At 47.8% G+C, this 16,900-nt stretch carries 7 protein-coding genes and 1 pseudogene; 6 read left to right on the forward strand and 2 right to left on the reverse strand.

The window, feature by feature from the left end; genetic code table 11:
* Nucleotides 1-40 precede the first annotated feature (40 nt).
* The gene (locus QFX30_RS00620; protein ID WP_300486780.1) at nt 41-8,863 is read left to right on the forward strand and encodes a carboxypeptidase regulatory-like domain-containing protein; all 8,823 of its coding nucleotides are present in this window, start codon (nt 41-43) and stop codon (nt 8,861-8,863) included.
* A gap of 3 nt (nt 8,864-8,866) precedes the next feature.
* Here the strand turns inward: QFX30_RS00620 and QFX30_RS00625 are convergent, their stop codons facing one another.
* Nucleotides 8,867-9,805 (reverse strand): M48 family metallopeptidase, encoded by a 939-nt coding sequence (locus QFX30_RS00625; protein ID WP_300486783.1) that lies wholly within the window; start codon nt 9,803-9,805, stop codon nt 8,867-8,869.
* 4 nt (nt 9,806-9,809) lie between these two features.
* Nucleotides 9,810-10,562, reverse strand: coding sequence for a zinc ribbon domain-containing protein (locus QFX30_RS00630; RefSeq protein ID WP_300486785.1), 753 nt, complete (start codon nt 10,560-10,562; stop codon nt 9,810-9,812).
* Between the two features lie 271 nt (nt 10,563-10,833).
* Between QFX30_RS00630 and QFX30_RS00635 the strand changes: the two genes are divergently transcribed.
* From QFX30_RS00635 to QFX30_RS00655, 5 genes and pseudogenes are all read left to right on the forward strand, one after another.
* Nucleotides 10,834-11,688: a DUF4429 domain-containing protein gene (locus QFX30_RS00635; RefSeq protein ID WP_300486788.1), complete on the forward strand. Its 855-nt coding sequence runs from the start codon at nt 10,834-10,836 to the stop codon at nt 11,686-11,688.
* A 243-nt stretch (nt 11,689-11,931) separates the two neighbouring features.
* Nucleotides 11,932-12,162, forward strand: a pseudogene (locus tag QFX30_RS09040) (DUF169 domain-containing protein); the annotation flags it as partial.
* A 339-nt stretch (nt 12,163-12,501) separates the two neighbouring features.
* Entirely contained in the window at nt 12,502-14,184 is a 1,683-nt protein-coding gene (locus tag QFX30_RS00645) for a sensor histidine kinase (protein ID WP_300486791.1), read from the forward strand.
* 748 nt (nt 14,185-14,932) lie between these two features.
* Complete coding sequence (locus QFX30_RS00650) at nt 14,933-15,802, forward strand: nuclease-related domain-containing protein (protein WP_300486794.1); 870 nt, start codon at nt 14,933-14,935, stop codon at nt 15,800-15,802.
* Nucleotides 15,803-15,976: 174 nt separating this feature from the next.
* Complete coding sequence (locus QFX30_RS00655) at nt 15,977-16,789, forward strand: DUF368 domain-containing protein (protein ID WP_300487356.1); 813 nt, start codon at nt 15,977-15,979, stop codon at nt 16,787-16,789.
* The last annotated feature ends 111 nt before the right edge of the window (nt 16,790-16,900 follow it).

Genomic DNA, 16,900 nt, shown 5'->3' on the forward strand with positions numbered 1-16,900 from the left:
AAAATAATATTTATACTAAAGGGGTTCTGGGGGGTAAATCTTGAATGATATTACTGATGGATTCTCCTCTTTAAGAAAAGGTGCATACACTGGAATTGCTCTTTTTATACTTCTACTGAGTATTCTGGCAATTACATGTCCTGTTTCTGCTGCTGAACTCAACGAGTCGGCGATACCACCACCTGGCATTGACCCATACGGGACAGTGAAGTCCTGGAATGGGGATCCGATAGAAAATGCAACTGTAAGGGCCCTGCAGGATTGTGTGACGGTTGCTGAGAACACCACCAGTTCATCAGGGGCCTACAACCTTATCTTACCCCCGGGCACCTATGAAGTTGTGGCATCAGCCGAAAATTACACCCCATCATCACTTATCCTTGACGTGAATGAACCCCTCGAGGTCAACTTTGAACTTGCATACCCCAACTCCTTCTACGGTACCGTCTATGACACCACCGGCGCGCCACTGGAGAACGTCATCGTTGAGGTCCGTGACCAGCTGGACGTCACCATAGCAGAGAACTACACCGATTCCGCTGGCAGATATATGGTAAATTATGGAAGATACTTTGATGAACACCCCGGCGTCATACAGGCCTACCTTGCCCTCGTGGCTTTCCGCGGCGACCTCTTCACAGAGAGGTACAACATCCTCATGGACCCTGGTGAATCATCACGCTTTGATCTTGAAATGGAGTACCGCACCTCCCTCCGGGGCACTGTGAGGGGCCAGGAGACCCTGCCATCAGATATCCCTGTAAACGTCCTTCTTGAGGGCGAGAACCGCACAGAGTACACCGACCCCTATGGGAAGTTCTACTTTGAGTTCAGAGAGGATGAGGTCCCCCTCGTGAGGGGGGTAATGGTGGATGCCTACGGTTACCATCCCTGGAGCAGTGACCTTACCCTCCAGCCAGGTGACGACATAACACTTGATATAATCCTAGATGAGAGGGCGCTCCTCACGGTTAACGTCACCAATTCAAGTGGGGAGCCTGTTGAAGATGCTGTTATCTCATTCGCTGGAATGGAGGGATACACCGGTGAGGATGGCTCAGTTAAACTGGCCGTCGAGACTGGAGAACTCACCCTTAATGTTTCACATCCACTCTACGCCCCTGAAACCAGGGCAATTCAGGTTGATGATGGTAAAAACACCCTCAGCATCCAACTTATAAGATTCGGGCTTCCGGTTGAGGTTAGGGGAACCGTGGTTGATAGGGGAACACCCATTGATGGTGCCGAGGTTGTCCTCGAATCAGGCTCATTCCGGTTAAGCAGGTACACCAGTTCCAGTGGGGAGTACGCCTTCAGCACAGATGACCACCCCATCCTCACATCAGGTGTGCCCGTGACACTCACTGTGCAGATGTGGATGTATAAACCCTACGCTGAGACCTTCACAGTCCCTGAAACAGGGGATTACAGGGAAATTGAACTTGAACATGAAACCACACTGGGGGGTTATGTGAGTGACCCCGACGATAACATCGTATACGCGGATGTTACCCTCAGCTACACCCAGAATGGTGAACCTGTTGAGCTGAACGCGGGCCTTGATGAGGGAGGCCATTACCTCTTCTATGGTGTTGGACCCTCAGATACAGGGACATATGACATCCACGCTTATCACCCACTCTACAGGCCCTACCATGCAGTCATAGCCCTGAACATGTCCTCTGAAAACGTGCATAACATCGTTATGGGCTACTATGACGGTTCAGCCTCCTTCACAGTACTGAACTGGGATGGGGAGCCACTGAGTGGAGTGGGGATCCAGCTTGATGGACCCGCCCACCTCTACAGGGTCACAGGGGCGGATGGTGTTGCACTCTTCAACCACATCCCCGATGGCCTCTGGACCTACACGGTGGGGCCCTACGGCTATGTACCGGTCACCGGTAATTTCACAATCACTGATGGTGGCAGTGAGTTAGTGACGGTGAGGCTCATAAGGAAGGGACTTCCTGTGACACTGCAGGGTCATGTCTATGACTCAACGGGTGCACCGCTACGGGGTGTCAGGCTGTACTTCTGGCCTGAAACACATCCAGGATACACATCCATATGGAGCGAGACGAATTCAGATGGGTTATACGTCTTCACAACCCAGAATTACCCTGAACTGGTATCAGGCCTCTCAGGTCACCTCAAAACCTACCTGTCACACTACCGTGACGCAGACATCTACATGTTAATCGGGGAGGGTGTCACAACCCGTGACATACAGCTGGACCTCTGGCCCTCAAACATAACTGTTAATGTTACTGACATTAACGGCAACCCTGTGGTGGGTGAAACCGTCTACCTCTTTGGCCCGGACACATTCAGTGGCACCACAGGTGCTGATGGTCTTGCTGTATTTGAACACTGCCCTGCCTCAGAGTACTGGGACATCTCCCTCTACCCTTATAACTACTATTACTGGGACGGCTACTGGTACACCCTCACAGAGGACAGGAACCTGACTGTCAATGTCACACTGGTGCCAAGGACGGTGCCCTGTGAGATAAAAGGTACTGTGGTTGATGATGTGGGGGTTCCAGTATTCAATGTTAAGGTGGACCTCCTCTACATAAATGCAGACCAGCCTGTTGAATGGAATTCAGTAAGAACAGATTCATCAGGTAGATTCACATGTAACCTCTATGGAACAACAGCCAACCTTATGAGGCTCGTATTCTCAAAGGATGGTTACAGGAACCTCACAGTTGATATACTGCCCGGGGAGTTACCTGTGAACAGGGTGTTCACGCTTCAGCTTGATGTTGAGGAAACAGGCAGGGTGCAGGGTTACATAAGGAACTTCCCTGGTGAGCCTCTTTCAGGGATAACCGTCACAGCCTCAAGGGTGGGTTACCCCAGCATCTCAAACACTACAGATTCCAGTGGCTTCTACAGCTTCGACCTTCCAGCAGGGAACTACATCTTCACAGCCTCCAGCCCCACCCACATCCCTGTGAGCAAGGCCACCACTATTGCGCCCAACCTAATAATCCCTGTGGACTTTGAACTGCACCTTAAAAACTCCGTTTATGGTCGGGTGCTCCATGCGAACTTTGAAAGGGACCCCTCACCTCTGGAGGGGGCGCTTGTGGAACTTTTAATGGATGGTACATCAGTTGCATCCACCATCACAGACTCTGAGGGAAGATATGAGATAGCCATCCCAATATCAGGATCATATAACCTTACAGCAGCACTATACCCCTATGAGCCTGCATCAGAAGCAGTTGATCTCCAGGAAACATCAGCCCTATTCAGGGAGATCATACTGTATCCTGGTCCATACTCAGGCATCCATGGTACAGTAACAGACGCTGTAACAGGTCTCCCGCTGGGTGGTGTCACAGTGACCTTCAGAAGATACAGAGGCGAATTTGTTGACCTTGAACTTGTGGCACTCACCGGTACAGATGGATCATACAGCTTCCAGTCACTCCAACCCTGGATACCCTACACCCTGGACTTTGAAAAACCAGGCTACGTACCTGTAAGGGACCTCTGGTTATTCCCTGAAGTTGGTGAGGATTTTGAACACAACCAGCCACTTCAGCCATTCCTCTCAACTATGATTGAGGGCCAGATACTCTGCTGGGCCGGGCCCCTCCAGGGTGAGGTGGTCCTGGATGGTGCCATCAGTATGATTACAGGCCCCGATGGCAGATTCGAGTTCACTGATATCATACCAGGCTACCACATACTCACAGCATATGTCACTGATAGGGCAGAGTCCGTCTACTTCCTCCTTGGAAACGGGGAGCACCTCCACCAGGATATTGTCTTCAGGACCTTCGTAATGGACAGGTCCCCCTCACCAGGGGAGGTCCTCAGGGAACTCCAGAGTGTGGGTGTGAGGCTCTTCGGTGGAAGGGATGGTGCTGCGGCCACACTGAACCTCTACCCTGGAACAGCCGCCACAGGGACACCAATCCCTGGAATACTCTCATGGACAGGGGACTGGCTCATATTCACGCCCTCCTCAATGCCCCCCAGGGGCCCATGCACAGCCAGGGCTGAGGTGCCAGGTGAGGTAACAGCGACCTGGACATTCCAGTACCTGCCACCGACAGGTAACCCGCCAGTTATCACATCTATTAGCCCCCAGGATGGGTCATTCTTCAGGAAGCCCACAGAGATACCGGTAACGGTGTCTGTGAGGAATGACCCTGGAAATGGACTCTCATTTGTTGATTCAAAGATCCTCCTTGATAATCTGCCAGTTGCAACCATGATAACAGGTAACAGCCTCACAGGAAGCTGGGCAATGACAGCGACACTATCAGGCATCTCAGCTGGATGGCACAAACTCACCGCCATCGCAATTGATCCCCAGGGCCTCGGCACATCAGTGGACTGGAGGATCTTCGTGTCCTATGCTTCAGGCCCCACCATAAGCAACCTCAGGGTGACGCCCGCATTTGTACCTGGAAGGGAAAGCATGCATATAACCGCAGATATAAGTGAACCTGTAAGGTCGGTTTCCCTTCTCTTTGAGATACCATCCAACAGTGTTGAACTTGGAGGATTTGAGGATAGAATAGATGGATACTGGAGCGGATGGTTGAGGGACTGGCAGAGGACGTTCATGGCACCCGATGGGGAGATACACTTCACCATCATGGCTGTGGGGATGGATGGGGCATTCTCAAACACACTGGGTGGTTCAACAATCGTCGACACCACGGGACCTGAAATCATATTAACAGATCCTGATGTGATCAAATCAAGAAATACCCCTATCGGAGGCATACTTAAGGACCTTACCGGAATTTTCAGTTTCAATGCAACATCAAAAACCTGCAATGTGACATCAAGCTTTACGGCAACCACATTCACGGTGAACATCTCAGCCCCCTCTGACGGCTACCATGAGATAGTGATGAATGCCACCGACATCCTTGGAAACTTCCGGAGTGTGGTCTACAGGATTCTCATTGACACATCAAAGCCTCTTGTCCAGTTCACAGCTCCAAGGGAGAATAGCACCGTGAGACCGGGCACCTTACTGAGCTTCAGGGTATCAGATACTGGACCATCAGGTCTCTGGAGGGGCAAACTAATGGTTTATTATAACAGAATGTATGACAGAATGCCTGATCCTGTCCCTCAGGACCTGAGGGTACTACTTGACGGTACTGATATAACAGGTAGGCTTCAGTATGGAGGGAGAACATATTCTGATCCTTTAATCTCAGGCATATATGGCTACAATTATAACTATACAGCATCACTTGAATCCATTGAGGTAAAATACAATCCCAGGTTATATGGCTTCCTCAGCGATGGCCAGCACACACTCCAGGTTACAGTAAGGGACAGGGCAGGTAACGAGGAGACATCTGAACTGCGCTTCTCAAGCTTCACCGGAAACCCTGAAATCATAGAAAAGAGTATTGATATGGTCTCAGAGGAAAATGAAACCCTGATTATGATATTTGATGTGCAGGAGAACTCAGATGGTGGATTCAATAAATTCATGCTTAAGGTGGATGGCTCCACGGTAGCATCGCAGCCCATCATAACCCCTGGCACTCTTCCCTACATGTGTACTGTGAGATATGAGGTTACAGGAAACTTTACAGAGGGCCCGCACACGGTGAGCCTTACAGTTACCGATGGCAGGGGATTCTCAGGGACACTGGACACAGGATTCTATCACCTTGAAAGGACACCTGTAAGCCTACAGAACTTCAATGAGAGGTACATGTACATCCCTGACATCGGGGTGTACTCAGGAAACCACACCCATTACCTGAAAACCAACAGTTCATACTACTTCAAACCTGGCAGCAGCGCCCTTCACGGTTACTGTGCAATGGATGGACCCAGCAACAATCTCCTCAGGAGATACTCAGAAAGATCGGATAACATCATACTCCCAATGGGTGGGCAGCTTGCCTTCACCATAGCAGAGACCCCATATATTAATGTGGCTGATGCAGAATACCTCTCACTGTGGATGACCGATATAGAGGTCATCAACAACGTTTACTGGGGGTGGGGTGGAGGTATACTGGTCTACTTCGACGATGGGCGAGGATACAACCTTCTGGTGAATAACACCAAGGGAATTCGCGGCTTTGACCTCCTAAGCACCCTGAACCCCCCTGCAATACTCTACGTCAGACATGAAGCCCCATGGGTGAACCGGGCAGGTATTGTGGATAACAGTGTCGCATCCAGAAGGGGAGCTGACGGAAGGATATGGAAGAACTACATTGTGAAGATACCCGAGGGCCTTAACACAGCCAACCTGAAGGTGATATTCGTATGGGAGACCGTGAACTGGTACCAGAACAGCGCGGGTATGACGGTCTCTGTCTCATCAAAGATAGACCACATTGAATTTGTTAAGTCCATAGTGGATTTCGTGTACCCGGACTTCGGTGAGGAGGACGTTAAACTCAAACCAACAATATGGGCCTGGTTCAAGGTTCCCCTGGATGCTGCAAGGTTCAGTTCAGATGTCTTCCACCTCAGGAACTCCGCAGGCGGAATCATAAACGGAACAGCCAGCTACGATCAAACACTGCAGAGGGCCTACTTCACACCCTTCAGTGAACTTGGAGGCCTCAAAACCTTCACCGGATACGTCAGCCAGGACATAAGGACTATCTATGGGGTTGTACTCCCAAAAATGGGGCCCTACACATGGAGCTTCACAACTGCCCGTGGACAGCCAGCCCTCTGGCAGACTATCAGGTACAATGGAGAGGACTACTGCATATACCTCGTCTGGGGACCAGACTACGCTGGGGGAAAACCAGGCTACCTTTACTCAGGCAATGAACTTGTATCAACCTATGGAACACTCCTGGAGATACAGGTACTCAAGAAGGTTGGAAGCAACTACTATGAGATCGGGGACATGGACCTCAAACGCATGATATTCCAGGCGGCCCAGAGAAAGGCCTTCTACACCACCTTCAATGTCACATCCCCTGAACTCATACCCCAGTCAACCAGGGACTGGATTGAGGACTCCGCAGGAAGCTGGAGCGGCTGGTTACTCTGGGGAATCGCATGGCTGGTCTCAGACCCGGCCCCGATCCCTGACGACGATGAGGTTATAAAGGACATGATAGGCCTCATACTGGGTGATGGATCAACACCAGCCACGCTCACAGGGGTTGAACAGGCACTATCCTGGTTCTCAACGGGACTCACCGGTGCAAGTAAAATAAACGATGCCGTGGAGAAACTGAGGGAGATGAAGGCCAAGAAGGCGGGTAACAAGTTTGAGGAGAGTGTCGTGGGTGATGTCCTTGAGATAGCAGAGTTTGTTAAGGGAGAACTTGACTTCCAGAGGGAACTCTGGGAGTACGTCTTCAAGTGCATGTGGCAGCTGAGGGTTGCAGAGAACTACCGGCCACAGCTGACAGCCATCCTCCCATACACATCTGGAAGTACACATGAGGCCATCAGTGAATTCCTATCAGCGAGTATAGACACGGTGAAAAGGGATATAGCTCGCAAGGTGGCTGAACACATAGGTAAAACAACCGTCAGCCTGATCAAGGATGCTGTCCTCGATGTGGTCAGCAAAAACCCCTACGGTAAGATCGTGGTGACGACACTGAAGGTCTTCTTCAAGATAGCAAGCTTCACAAGGTGGGATGATGTCCATGCATCATCGAATGTTGCAGTAGCATACTCGGACGCAGAGTACAGCTTCCACAATGCCCGGGAGGCACTGGTCAGTACCTTCAGGCTTGTATCACCTGACAGAATCACAGTTGATGACGTCACCTACCCTGCGACGGCTGGAAGGCTCTGGTACGGTGCAGGGGGATACTTCTATGATACCCTGCTCAAGATAGCCAGGATAGTGAGGAACTGGCCAACATCCGATAGGAGTTCATGGGACGCCGCAATACCCATATATGAGAGATATGCCTCAGAGTACCTTAGAAGGAGTGGTAGCTTCATACCCGAGATGCTATCATCAAACACCGATATAATGCGTCTCCTCCCCCTCATAAAGGGGGGCACGCAGGGTAAACCCTCAAGGATATACCTGGCAGCCTATTCACCTGTGGCACTCCTTGTAACAGCACCTGACGGCCGCAGGATAGGATATGACCCCACACGTCCTGAGGGTCAGAGAATAGTCAACGACTTCGGTGCCAGCGCATTCTACAACAGCCCCTACAGTGAACCACAGGTCATGGTGATACCTGCAGGTATAGGGGAGCTCAGGATACAGGCCTTCGGGGTTGACACAGACAGTTACAGGATAACCGTTGAGGTCCTCGATGAGGATGGAAACCCCATCTCAGGTTCAGAGTGGACCGGTAACATCACCCCTGGTGTCTATAAATTCTTCAGCATCCTCATAGACCAGTACGGCTCAACCTACAAGTACGATGGCAGGGCACCGGTTATCAGGGTTACAGGCGTATCAGGTGGCGGAAGGTACACCGGTACAGTAAAACCCCTCATATCAGTTGACGATGACAACCTTGAGGGGTGGTTCGCAACACTAAACGGCAAACTCTACACAGGGGGCCCGGTAAGTTCACCGGGTGTTTACACACTGGTTGTGAGGGCCACGGATGGAGTGAACGTGGTCTACAGTACAGTGATATTCATGATACAGGAGGTTTCACCCGTGAAGCCACCCGAGGAGGGTGAACACGGCGGTGTAGGGGAGACTGTGATTGTGCATGCGGTGTACACTGTTTCAGGTGCTGTGAGTGAGGTCCCCTCAGGGGCTGTGGTACCGCCCGCTGAAGTGGTTAACGTTACACCCACAGGTATGAGGGGAGGATATGACTACACATGGCTTGCGGTGTCTCTCCTGGTATCAGTGCTCATAATTGGGGTGTACGGGGCCCTTAGAAGGAGTAATACGTGAGGGCTACCTCCCCCACAATTCTGATCCGCAGATCCCGCAGAAGTTCTCATCACCTGTTAGGGGTGTTCCGCATTTATGACACTTTAAATCGATTTCTAATTGTGAACCAGTGTGTTTTTCTATAATTTCATTGTATGCCCCTGATTCAACCCAATCAAGGATTTCCGATGCTCTCATAACAGTCCAGGGGTGTGTTGATCCCATGATGAGGATGGTTTTCCCTACCTTATCAAGGTTATCATAATCGTACCCCTTGAATTCCCTTGCCTGTTCAATGAATTTATCTCTGTCAATCTTGTCGAAGAAACTTTTAGGTGCGCCTGCAATTTTAATCATGGCATTTATGGCAGCATCCTCATCCTGACATGCCAGGAGACCAGCCCTGTCAGCGGTGAATTCTGACATTCTATTCCAGTAGAGGAGTGCCAGTTCAAGGCCGGTACTTATGAGTCCACCTATTCCCAGTGTAGCCGTGCCAATGATGTCACCCGCTATGGGTATAATCTCTGCCATGATATGGTACAGCATATGGCCACTTTTGATATGGCCGACCTCATGACCAATTACATATCGCAGTTCATCTTCTGTGAGTAAATCAATGGCACCTGAGTTTAAGATGATTATTGGGTTTTCTGATCCTATGGTACGTCCATTAACCCTATAATTCCATTCTATATAAAGTTCAGGTATCTTTTTGAGGTGAAGGGTGTTACAGACATCAAGAAGAATATCGTGAACTTCAGAAAAGTGGTTCTCATTGACCTTTATGTAGCTTCCAGTGTACTGCAATCGATAATATCTTTCTACACCATGCTTGAATATCTTACGCGTTAATGTTTCAAGTCCAGGCGTTCCCTCAAGGGCCTGGAGCGCCTGGCGGTCCAGTGGGTGCTCATATTCACTGGGATGGAGAAAGTTAAGCTTTTTTATTTCACCAGCCATTATATCACCTTAGTTCTTCCATGAAAATGAGGCTTCCACCACATTCACATTTCTTTAAGAATTCCTGGGGATCATCCCATGGTCTGAGTTTGTAGTACCTGTTACACGTATCGCACACGATATAACCGCATTCATATTCCCTCAAGGAATTCCTTTTAGAAATTATTCCCTTGAGGAGAGTGTCTGCAGAATCAATAATCTCATCAAAGGTATTAAAAAATCTGGATTCCAGTTTATAGACTTCATGTTTGAGTTTATTCTCATAATTAGATTCCTCTTTGTTTTCTGATTTTGATTTTTTTATTGCCAGGGCTTTGCTTATATCCTCAGATGTAGGGTTTGCCTTAGCTAATGATTCGCCACATTCCTCTTTTTCTGATTTTTTTATTGCCAGGGCTTTGCTTATATCCTCAGATGTGGGTCCCGCCTTAACTAATGATTCACCACATTCAATGCAGAACCGCTGCCCGGCTTTGGCATCTGTGCCGCAATGGGGACAACTAGAGGCTACCCTCAGGGTACTGATCCTGTTCCCGCAGTTTGTGCAGAAACGTGATTGAAGGGTTAGATTATAGCCACATTCGGGGCAGATCTTAATATTATCATGTGATGTAATCTGCTCCCCCTCAATGTGTAGACCCCTATTTTTTACAACTGGGGCTCCACAACTGGTGCAGAATTTAAAACCATCCGGAATTTTCTCCCTGCATTCCATGCAATAAAGTGTATTGCTTGATTCAGAGTTTCCATTAGCCATCTACACCTCCCCTTCAATATTCAGTTTATAATTCATAGTGACCTCCAAAATTATAAACTTTATCATGACCCCCCCTATTTGATGTATTCCATGATTTCAAGGGTTTTTCAGCAGATAAAAGAGACAATTGATTTATAAATATCCTACCTACGATAAATAATGGCCACATAAATTCAATATTTCCCTTTTAAGTCTTGATATTTGAAGTTTTTAATAAGATTTTAATAGATTTATCACATTAATATGACATGCATAGTGTGGAGGTATTCAAATGGCTGGAAAAAGATGTCCAGAGTGTTATTTTACAAATGCTGAAGCTGTCAAATTTTGTACAAACTGCGGAAAGGATCTTCAAAACCTTCTGGTATACTTTGAAGCACCCTCTGGTGGTGATGATATTGAAATAACAAGGGATGCTGTGATAGTACATAAGAGAAGTCTAACCGGTGAAAAAAGTGGAAAAAAGGAAGTTTTTCTGAGAAGTAATATGGAGGATGTTAAAATTGGAAGGATACTATCACAGCTTACCTTTACCTACAATGGCAAATTCAGAGTATACAATCTCAGAAGAGAGTATCTAGATAGGGCAGAAGAACTTCTTCTACCTCCAAAAAATCCCGATTTTGAGGATAGCAGCGTAGATCCTTTAGAAACTGAATACGAACAAACAACCAAGCCTCTTTTTTTCTTAGATGGTAGGAATGGACAGGTTGAACTTTATGATAACCGTGTCGAGATAAAAAGAGAGGGCCTTAAGTCAATCCTTTTCTATGGAAGTTTAACCAAAGGGACAAAAACGATATACTTGCAAGATATTACAGGTGTCGAAATAAAAAAACCAGGATTCACCGTTGGATACATCCAGTTTACAGTACCTGGGGGGTTCGAGAAAACTGGTGGTGGTGTATCTTCAACCAATGATGAGAATACAGTCACATTTGATGGAGAAAAACAATATAAAATCGCCCTTAAAATAAAAGAGAGAATAGAAAAATTAAAAAGTGGAACATCCTCCACCCCCACAATAAGCGTTGTGGATGAGATAAAAAAGGCCAGCGAACTGGTAGAAAGCGGAGTACTCACAGAAGAAGAATTCGAAAAACTGAAAAAGAAACTTATCGGTTAAAGTGCTTATTTAGCATGATAAGTATCGGAATCACTAAAAACTAGAAGAAGCCTTCACTTTAGAAAGATCCAAGACAACTACCTATTCAACTACTGTGTCGTCACACCTGGACCTCGCATCTAATTATTCAGAACGCAGTATCCAGGAAACGATTAATTCAAACATTAAATAAATGATAATAGCGGTTTATTGGATACTAAGGAACTGAGGAGGAACTTAAGGAACTCTTAAAAACTTAAAAATGAACCTGTGGCCATAAAATGGTCCGTCAGGGAGCCAGCAGACATTGAAAGGGAGAATGGTAAATCAAGGTTCTGTGAAAAACTCGTGAAGGCAATGAACGGGGAGTTCTTCTATGCGACCAGTGATGAGGAGGAGTGCATGGGGGGTGCTAGGTACACTGGCCTGAGAGATCCATTCAAATTCCCAGCTAACATGCGAAGCGGCGCTTTCCCTGTGCCCATGGGGGTCTAAAGGAACATACAGGCTTGAGCCCAAAGTCATATTCATTATCTGCAATGCCAGGCAGGCAATGGAGGTCCTCCATGCCAGCGCCTATGACTCAGGTTCACATGGCCTTGGGGCCGACTCAGGACCCATATGCAGCTCATGGCAGCAGTCCCCTACCTCACAGCTAAGGTGACCTATGGTTTCGGGGATGTGGGCTCAAGGAGGTGCATGTGATAGGGGGACGTCATGGTGAGCATCCCCGGAGGTGACCTGCAGCGTATCGTCTCGAACCCTGAGGAGATGAGGACCAAAAAGCTTTTCGGTGATGATGAAAAATAAATTACTGCTCAAGGGCTGAGGTGAATGTTCAGGATTCTTCTTGTGAAGGATGGAGATGGCGCTCCTGACTTAGAGGAAAAACTGAGGCGCCATGGTTTCAGTGTGGATGTGGCCACAAGTCTTAAAGATGCCAAGAAAAGTGAAACCGATCTGATCCTCATATACACAACCCCCCAGAGGGTGGGAAAATGGGATCTGGAAGATACTGAAATCCCCCTCATGTACCTCCTAGACTTTAAGGAGGAGGGGAGGCTTGTATTAACCTGTCCGCATGGATGTATTGAAAAGCCTGTGGCTGATGACGACCTTAAAAGCTGCATTGATTTTCTCATGAACAGGATCATCCTTGAGGAGGAGCGCTACAGAAAACTCTTCGAGTACATCGATAGCTGCGTGGCCGTCTATGAGGCGGTTGATGATGGTGAGGACTTCGTAATCAGGGATTTCAACCGTGCCGCTGAACTTGCTGAGGACGTGAAGAGGGAGGAGATACTGGGAAGGAGGGTGACTGAGGTCTTTCCAGGTGTGGATGATTTCGGGCTCCTTGAGGTCTTAAGGAGGGTATACAGGACTGGAAGGGCAGAGCACTTTCCCCTTGCCTTTTACAGTGATGATAGGATAAGTGGCTGGAGGGAGAACTTCGTATATCGCCTCCCATCAGGAGAGGTGGTCGCTGTTTACAGGGATCTAACAGAACGTAAACAGCTCGAAGAGAAGCTTAAGGAGAATGAGCGCTTATACAGGAGCATATTCGAGAATACTGGTTCTGCGACAACCATAGTTGATGAGGACACCACCATACTGATGGTTAACAGGGAATTTGAGAGGCTCAGCGGCTACTCCCGGGAGGAGATAGAGGGTAAGATGAGCTGGAAGGAATTCTTAGCAGATGAGGATCTCAAGAGAATGGAAGAGTATCACCATCTATGGATGAAGGACCCCGCACTTGTACCTAGAGTCCATAACTTCAGGTTCCGTGACCGTCATGGGAACATAAAGTACATAAGGATGAATGCGGATCCCATCCCCGGAACCACCATGATCGTGGCTTCACTCGTTGATGTCACGGATATCAGGGAGGCTGAAGAGGAGATCCTCAGGTCCCTCAGGGAGAAGGAGGTGCTTCTCAGGGAGATACACCACCGGGTCAAGAACAACCTCCAGATAATATCAAGCCTCCTGAACCTTCAGCTTTCAAGGATAGGGGATGAAGAACTCCGTAAAATAGTCAGGGAGAGTCAGGGCAGGATAAAGGCCATGGCCATGATACATGAACACCTTTACCAGTCAGAGTCACTGGAGAGGGTCAATTTCCGGGAATACGTGGAGAAACTGGTTGGGGACATAATCATATCCCATGGGGTAAGTGTCAGGAAAAACATTGAAATTGAGGACATGGAACTTGACCTGGACACCGCCATTCCTCTCGGGCTGATCATCAATGAACTTGTAACCAACAGCATCAAGTATGCATTTCCTGATGGAAGAGGCACCATAACCATAGGTATGAGAAAGGCCGACGGTTCAGTAGAACTGGTGGTGGCAGATGATGGTGTGGGTCTTCCAGAGGATATTGACCCCTCGAGTACCGGTACACTTGGACTTAAACTTGTGGGTCTCCTCACCGAACAGCTGAACGGTAAGATGACACTGGATGTAGATGGGGGTACGAAATTCAGTATTGTTTTCAGGGAGAGGGATGAATAGGTTGCCGCCATTAACATAACTTCGTAATAGTGACGTTTAACGAAGATAAATCAAGGTGTTATAAGATGGAAATGAAATCCACCTGAACTTCGGATTCATCTTCTTATCTGATAAAAATAAAATGCCCCGAAAAACCTCCAGATTCATCGCTACGTATACAATATGATACAGATACCTGTATTTTGCACTGAATCTGCACCCATCTGAGGCATTATCATATGAACCTTACCTCTGGAAAAACTTGGAAATTTTAGATGATCAAAAAAGACATGATAAGTCTATTTGATTTTTTTAATATACACCCCATGTATATCATGATATACACACCCTGTATATAACCCAGCGAAGGTCTCCTGGAGAAAACCCTGATATATATATCGTGTATATGTATATCAGGACGGCCCTACAGGCATACCTTCAACGTATATCACCCCCACACCCCCAGATATACACACCACGTATATCGGATGATGTATTACAATATCTGTATATCGATATCAGCCCCGACCGGGGGGTACCCTCGGAGAATTATATACACCCCATGTATATCATGATATACACATGCTGTATATCATATTGGCTGTTATTACTTCACATTAATGCTAGAGGTATTGGCTGCCACATTGACAAAATTGTATATGTCATGTGGGGGTGGTATTGTCATAAGCACACAAAACAGCACACATGGAAAAGGATATAATCACTTCCCCCTATAAGTAGAAGAGGGAAATCTCTTTCAAGTGATATCATGGCCTACCTCATATGCGAAAACTGTAACCACTACTGGCAGATCAAGAGCGAGGAGGAATTCTGGGTATTCCACACTTGTGATGAATGCGGTTCACCACTCCTCTATGTTAAAAACTTCAATGAATACCGCAAAATCACCAAAGATGTCCCTGAATCCAGCAGAAAAACCCAAAACCAGGGGAAGGCCGATAACTACTGGAGATCCTGGAGGGGCGGGCACCTGATCCTCATTGCAGGGGCATTGATGGCCGCTGCGGGAATATTACTTACAGTCACAGGGACGGCATGGGGCATCACACCAGTTCTTCTGGGAATCATCTTCATGGCCCTCTCGGTACCACTGGGCAGGGCCAGTGCGAGAAGGGGTATTGGCTGGAAGAAGGGATATGAAGATGAACTCATAGTAACGAACTGCCTCAGACGCCTCCCCCAAGGGTATCATATCCTGAACAACGTCCAGCTCCCGGGGGCAGACGGGCACATGGACCACGTGGTCGTGGGGCCAACCGGAGTCTACGTGATAGAGACCAAGTCCTATTCAGGGAACTACATCGTGAAGGGTGACCGATGGTTCCTTAACGATGAACTCAGAAAGGAGGAGGTCAGATCACCGTCCATCCAGGCAAAAAGGAATGCCGCAGCCATCAAGGAATTCCTTGAAACCAGGGATATCTATGTCTCATGGGTTAATGCTGTGGTTGCATTCCTCAGCGCCTCCTGCACTATCATGGAGGAGGATGAGCACTGCAGGATCCTGAAGCCATGCCAGGTCCCGGAGCATATAATGGAGAGTCGCCTAATGCTGGGTGAGAGCAAGGTGAAAAGGATAGTGGATGCCCTGAGAAAACATGCCTCGGAGGTCTGGTAGAGTACATTTATGAGTGTAATCAGAACACACCAATTTTCCACCATCGCATCGAAGGGTACATTTATAAGGTGGCTGGTTATAAATATCTTCTTCAATTCATTATCATGGAGGATTTAAATGGGCTACTATGACAGACTCAGGGGTTTCCTGGCAATATTCCTCCGGGGACTTTTCATGGGAAGCGCGGATGTTATGCCCGGTGTCTCGGGCGGGACAATCGCACTCATAACAGGTATCTATGAGAGACTTGTACATGCGATAAGTAAGATAAGGTTTGGATTCATAAGACCCCTCATCACCGGCGACCTTGCTGGTGCCCGGAAGTCCCTGAGGGAGGAGGTCGATTTTGAGCTCTTCGTACCCCTCCTTGCGGGTATAGCCTGTGCTGTGCTAACACTATCAAAGGTTATACTCTTCTTCATAACCACCTACGTGGCATTCACCTACGCATTCTTCTCAGGCCTCATACTCGCCTCTGCATATGTTGTCTACCAGAAGATAGATGGTTTTTCACTCAAAAACCTTGCATCAGGTGCCCTGGGCCTCATATTTGCCTACCTATTCGTGGGCCTCAACCCGATACAGGCAAACCATACACTCCCTGTTGTCTTCATATCCGGATTCGTGGCCATATGTGCCATGATACTCCCCGGAATTTCAGGTGCATTTCTACTTCTCCTGTTGAACCAGTATGAGTATATGCTGGGTGTCCTGAACCGCCTGGCCATCGTTGAAATATTCACATTCCTTGCAGGGGCGGCTATCGGTATAATGAGCTTCTCAAGGGTTCTGGATTACCTTCTGAGGAACCATGAGGCCGTTACCATGTCATTTCTTGTGGGTCTCATGATAGGTACCCTCAGGCTCCCCTACAGGAAGATAGCAATAGTGGACACAGCCTCCATCATAATATCCGTAGCTATTGGTATAATCGGCTTTGCCCTCGTCATGATACTTGAGAGCAGATTCGACTACATAGACTACTGAACTCTAATTTTTTACCTAAATTACCAATATTAATTCCCTTTAATTTACTGGAATGTTTAAGTGGCAACTGTTGTGGAGATTGAGCATACTATTTTAACATGATTAAACATA

It is taken from the genome of Methanothermobacter sp. (genome assembly GCF_030055435.1).
GTDB lineage: Archaea > Methanobacteriota > Methanobacteria > Methanobacteriales > Methanothermobacteraceae > Methanothermobacter.

What these genes read in the sequence shown, in the direction of transcription:
- QFX30_RS00625 (WP_300486783.1), bottom strand. Translation starts at nt 9,805, where the DNA reads ATGGCTGGTGAAATAAAAAAGCTTAACTTTCTCCATCCCAGTGAATAT.
- QFX30_RS00630 (WP_300486785.1), bottom strand. Translation starts at nt 10,562, where the DNA reads ATGGCTAATGGAAACTCTGAATCAAGCAATACACTTTATTGCATGGAA.
- QFX30_RS00635 (WP_300486788.1), top strand. Translation starts at nt 10,834, where the DNA reads ATGGCTGGAAAAAGATGTCCAGAGTGTTATTTTACAAATGCTGAAGCT.
- QFX30_RS00645 (WP_300486791.1), top strand. Translation starts at nt 12,502, where the DNA reads ATGTTCAGGATTCTTCTTGTGAAGGATGGAGATGGCGCTCCTGACTTA.
- QFX30_RS00650 (WP_300486794.1), top strand. Translation starts at nt 14,933, where the DNA reads ATGGCCTACCTCATATGCGAAAACTGTAACCACTACTGGCAGATCAAG.
- QFX30_RS00655 (WP_300487356.1), top strand. Translation starts at nt 15,977, where the DNA reads ATGGGAAGCGCGGATGTTATGCCCGGTGTCTCGGGCGGGACAATCGCA.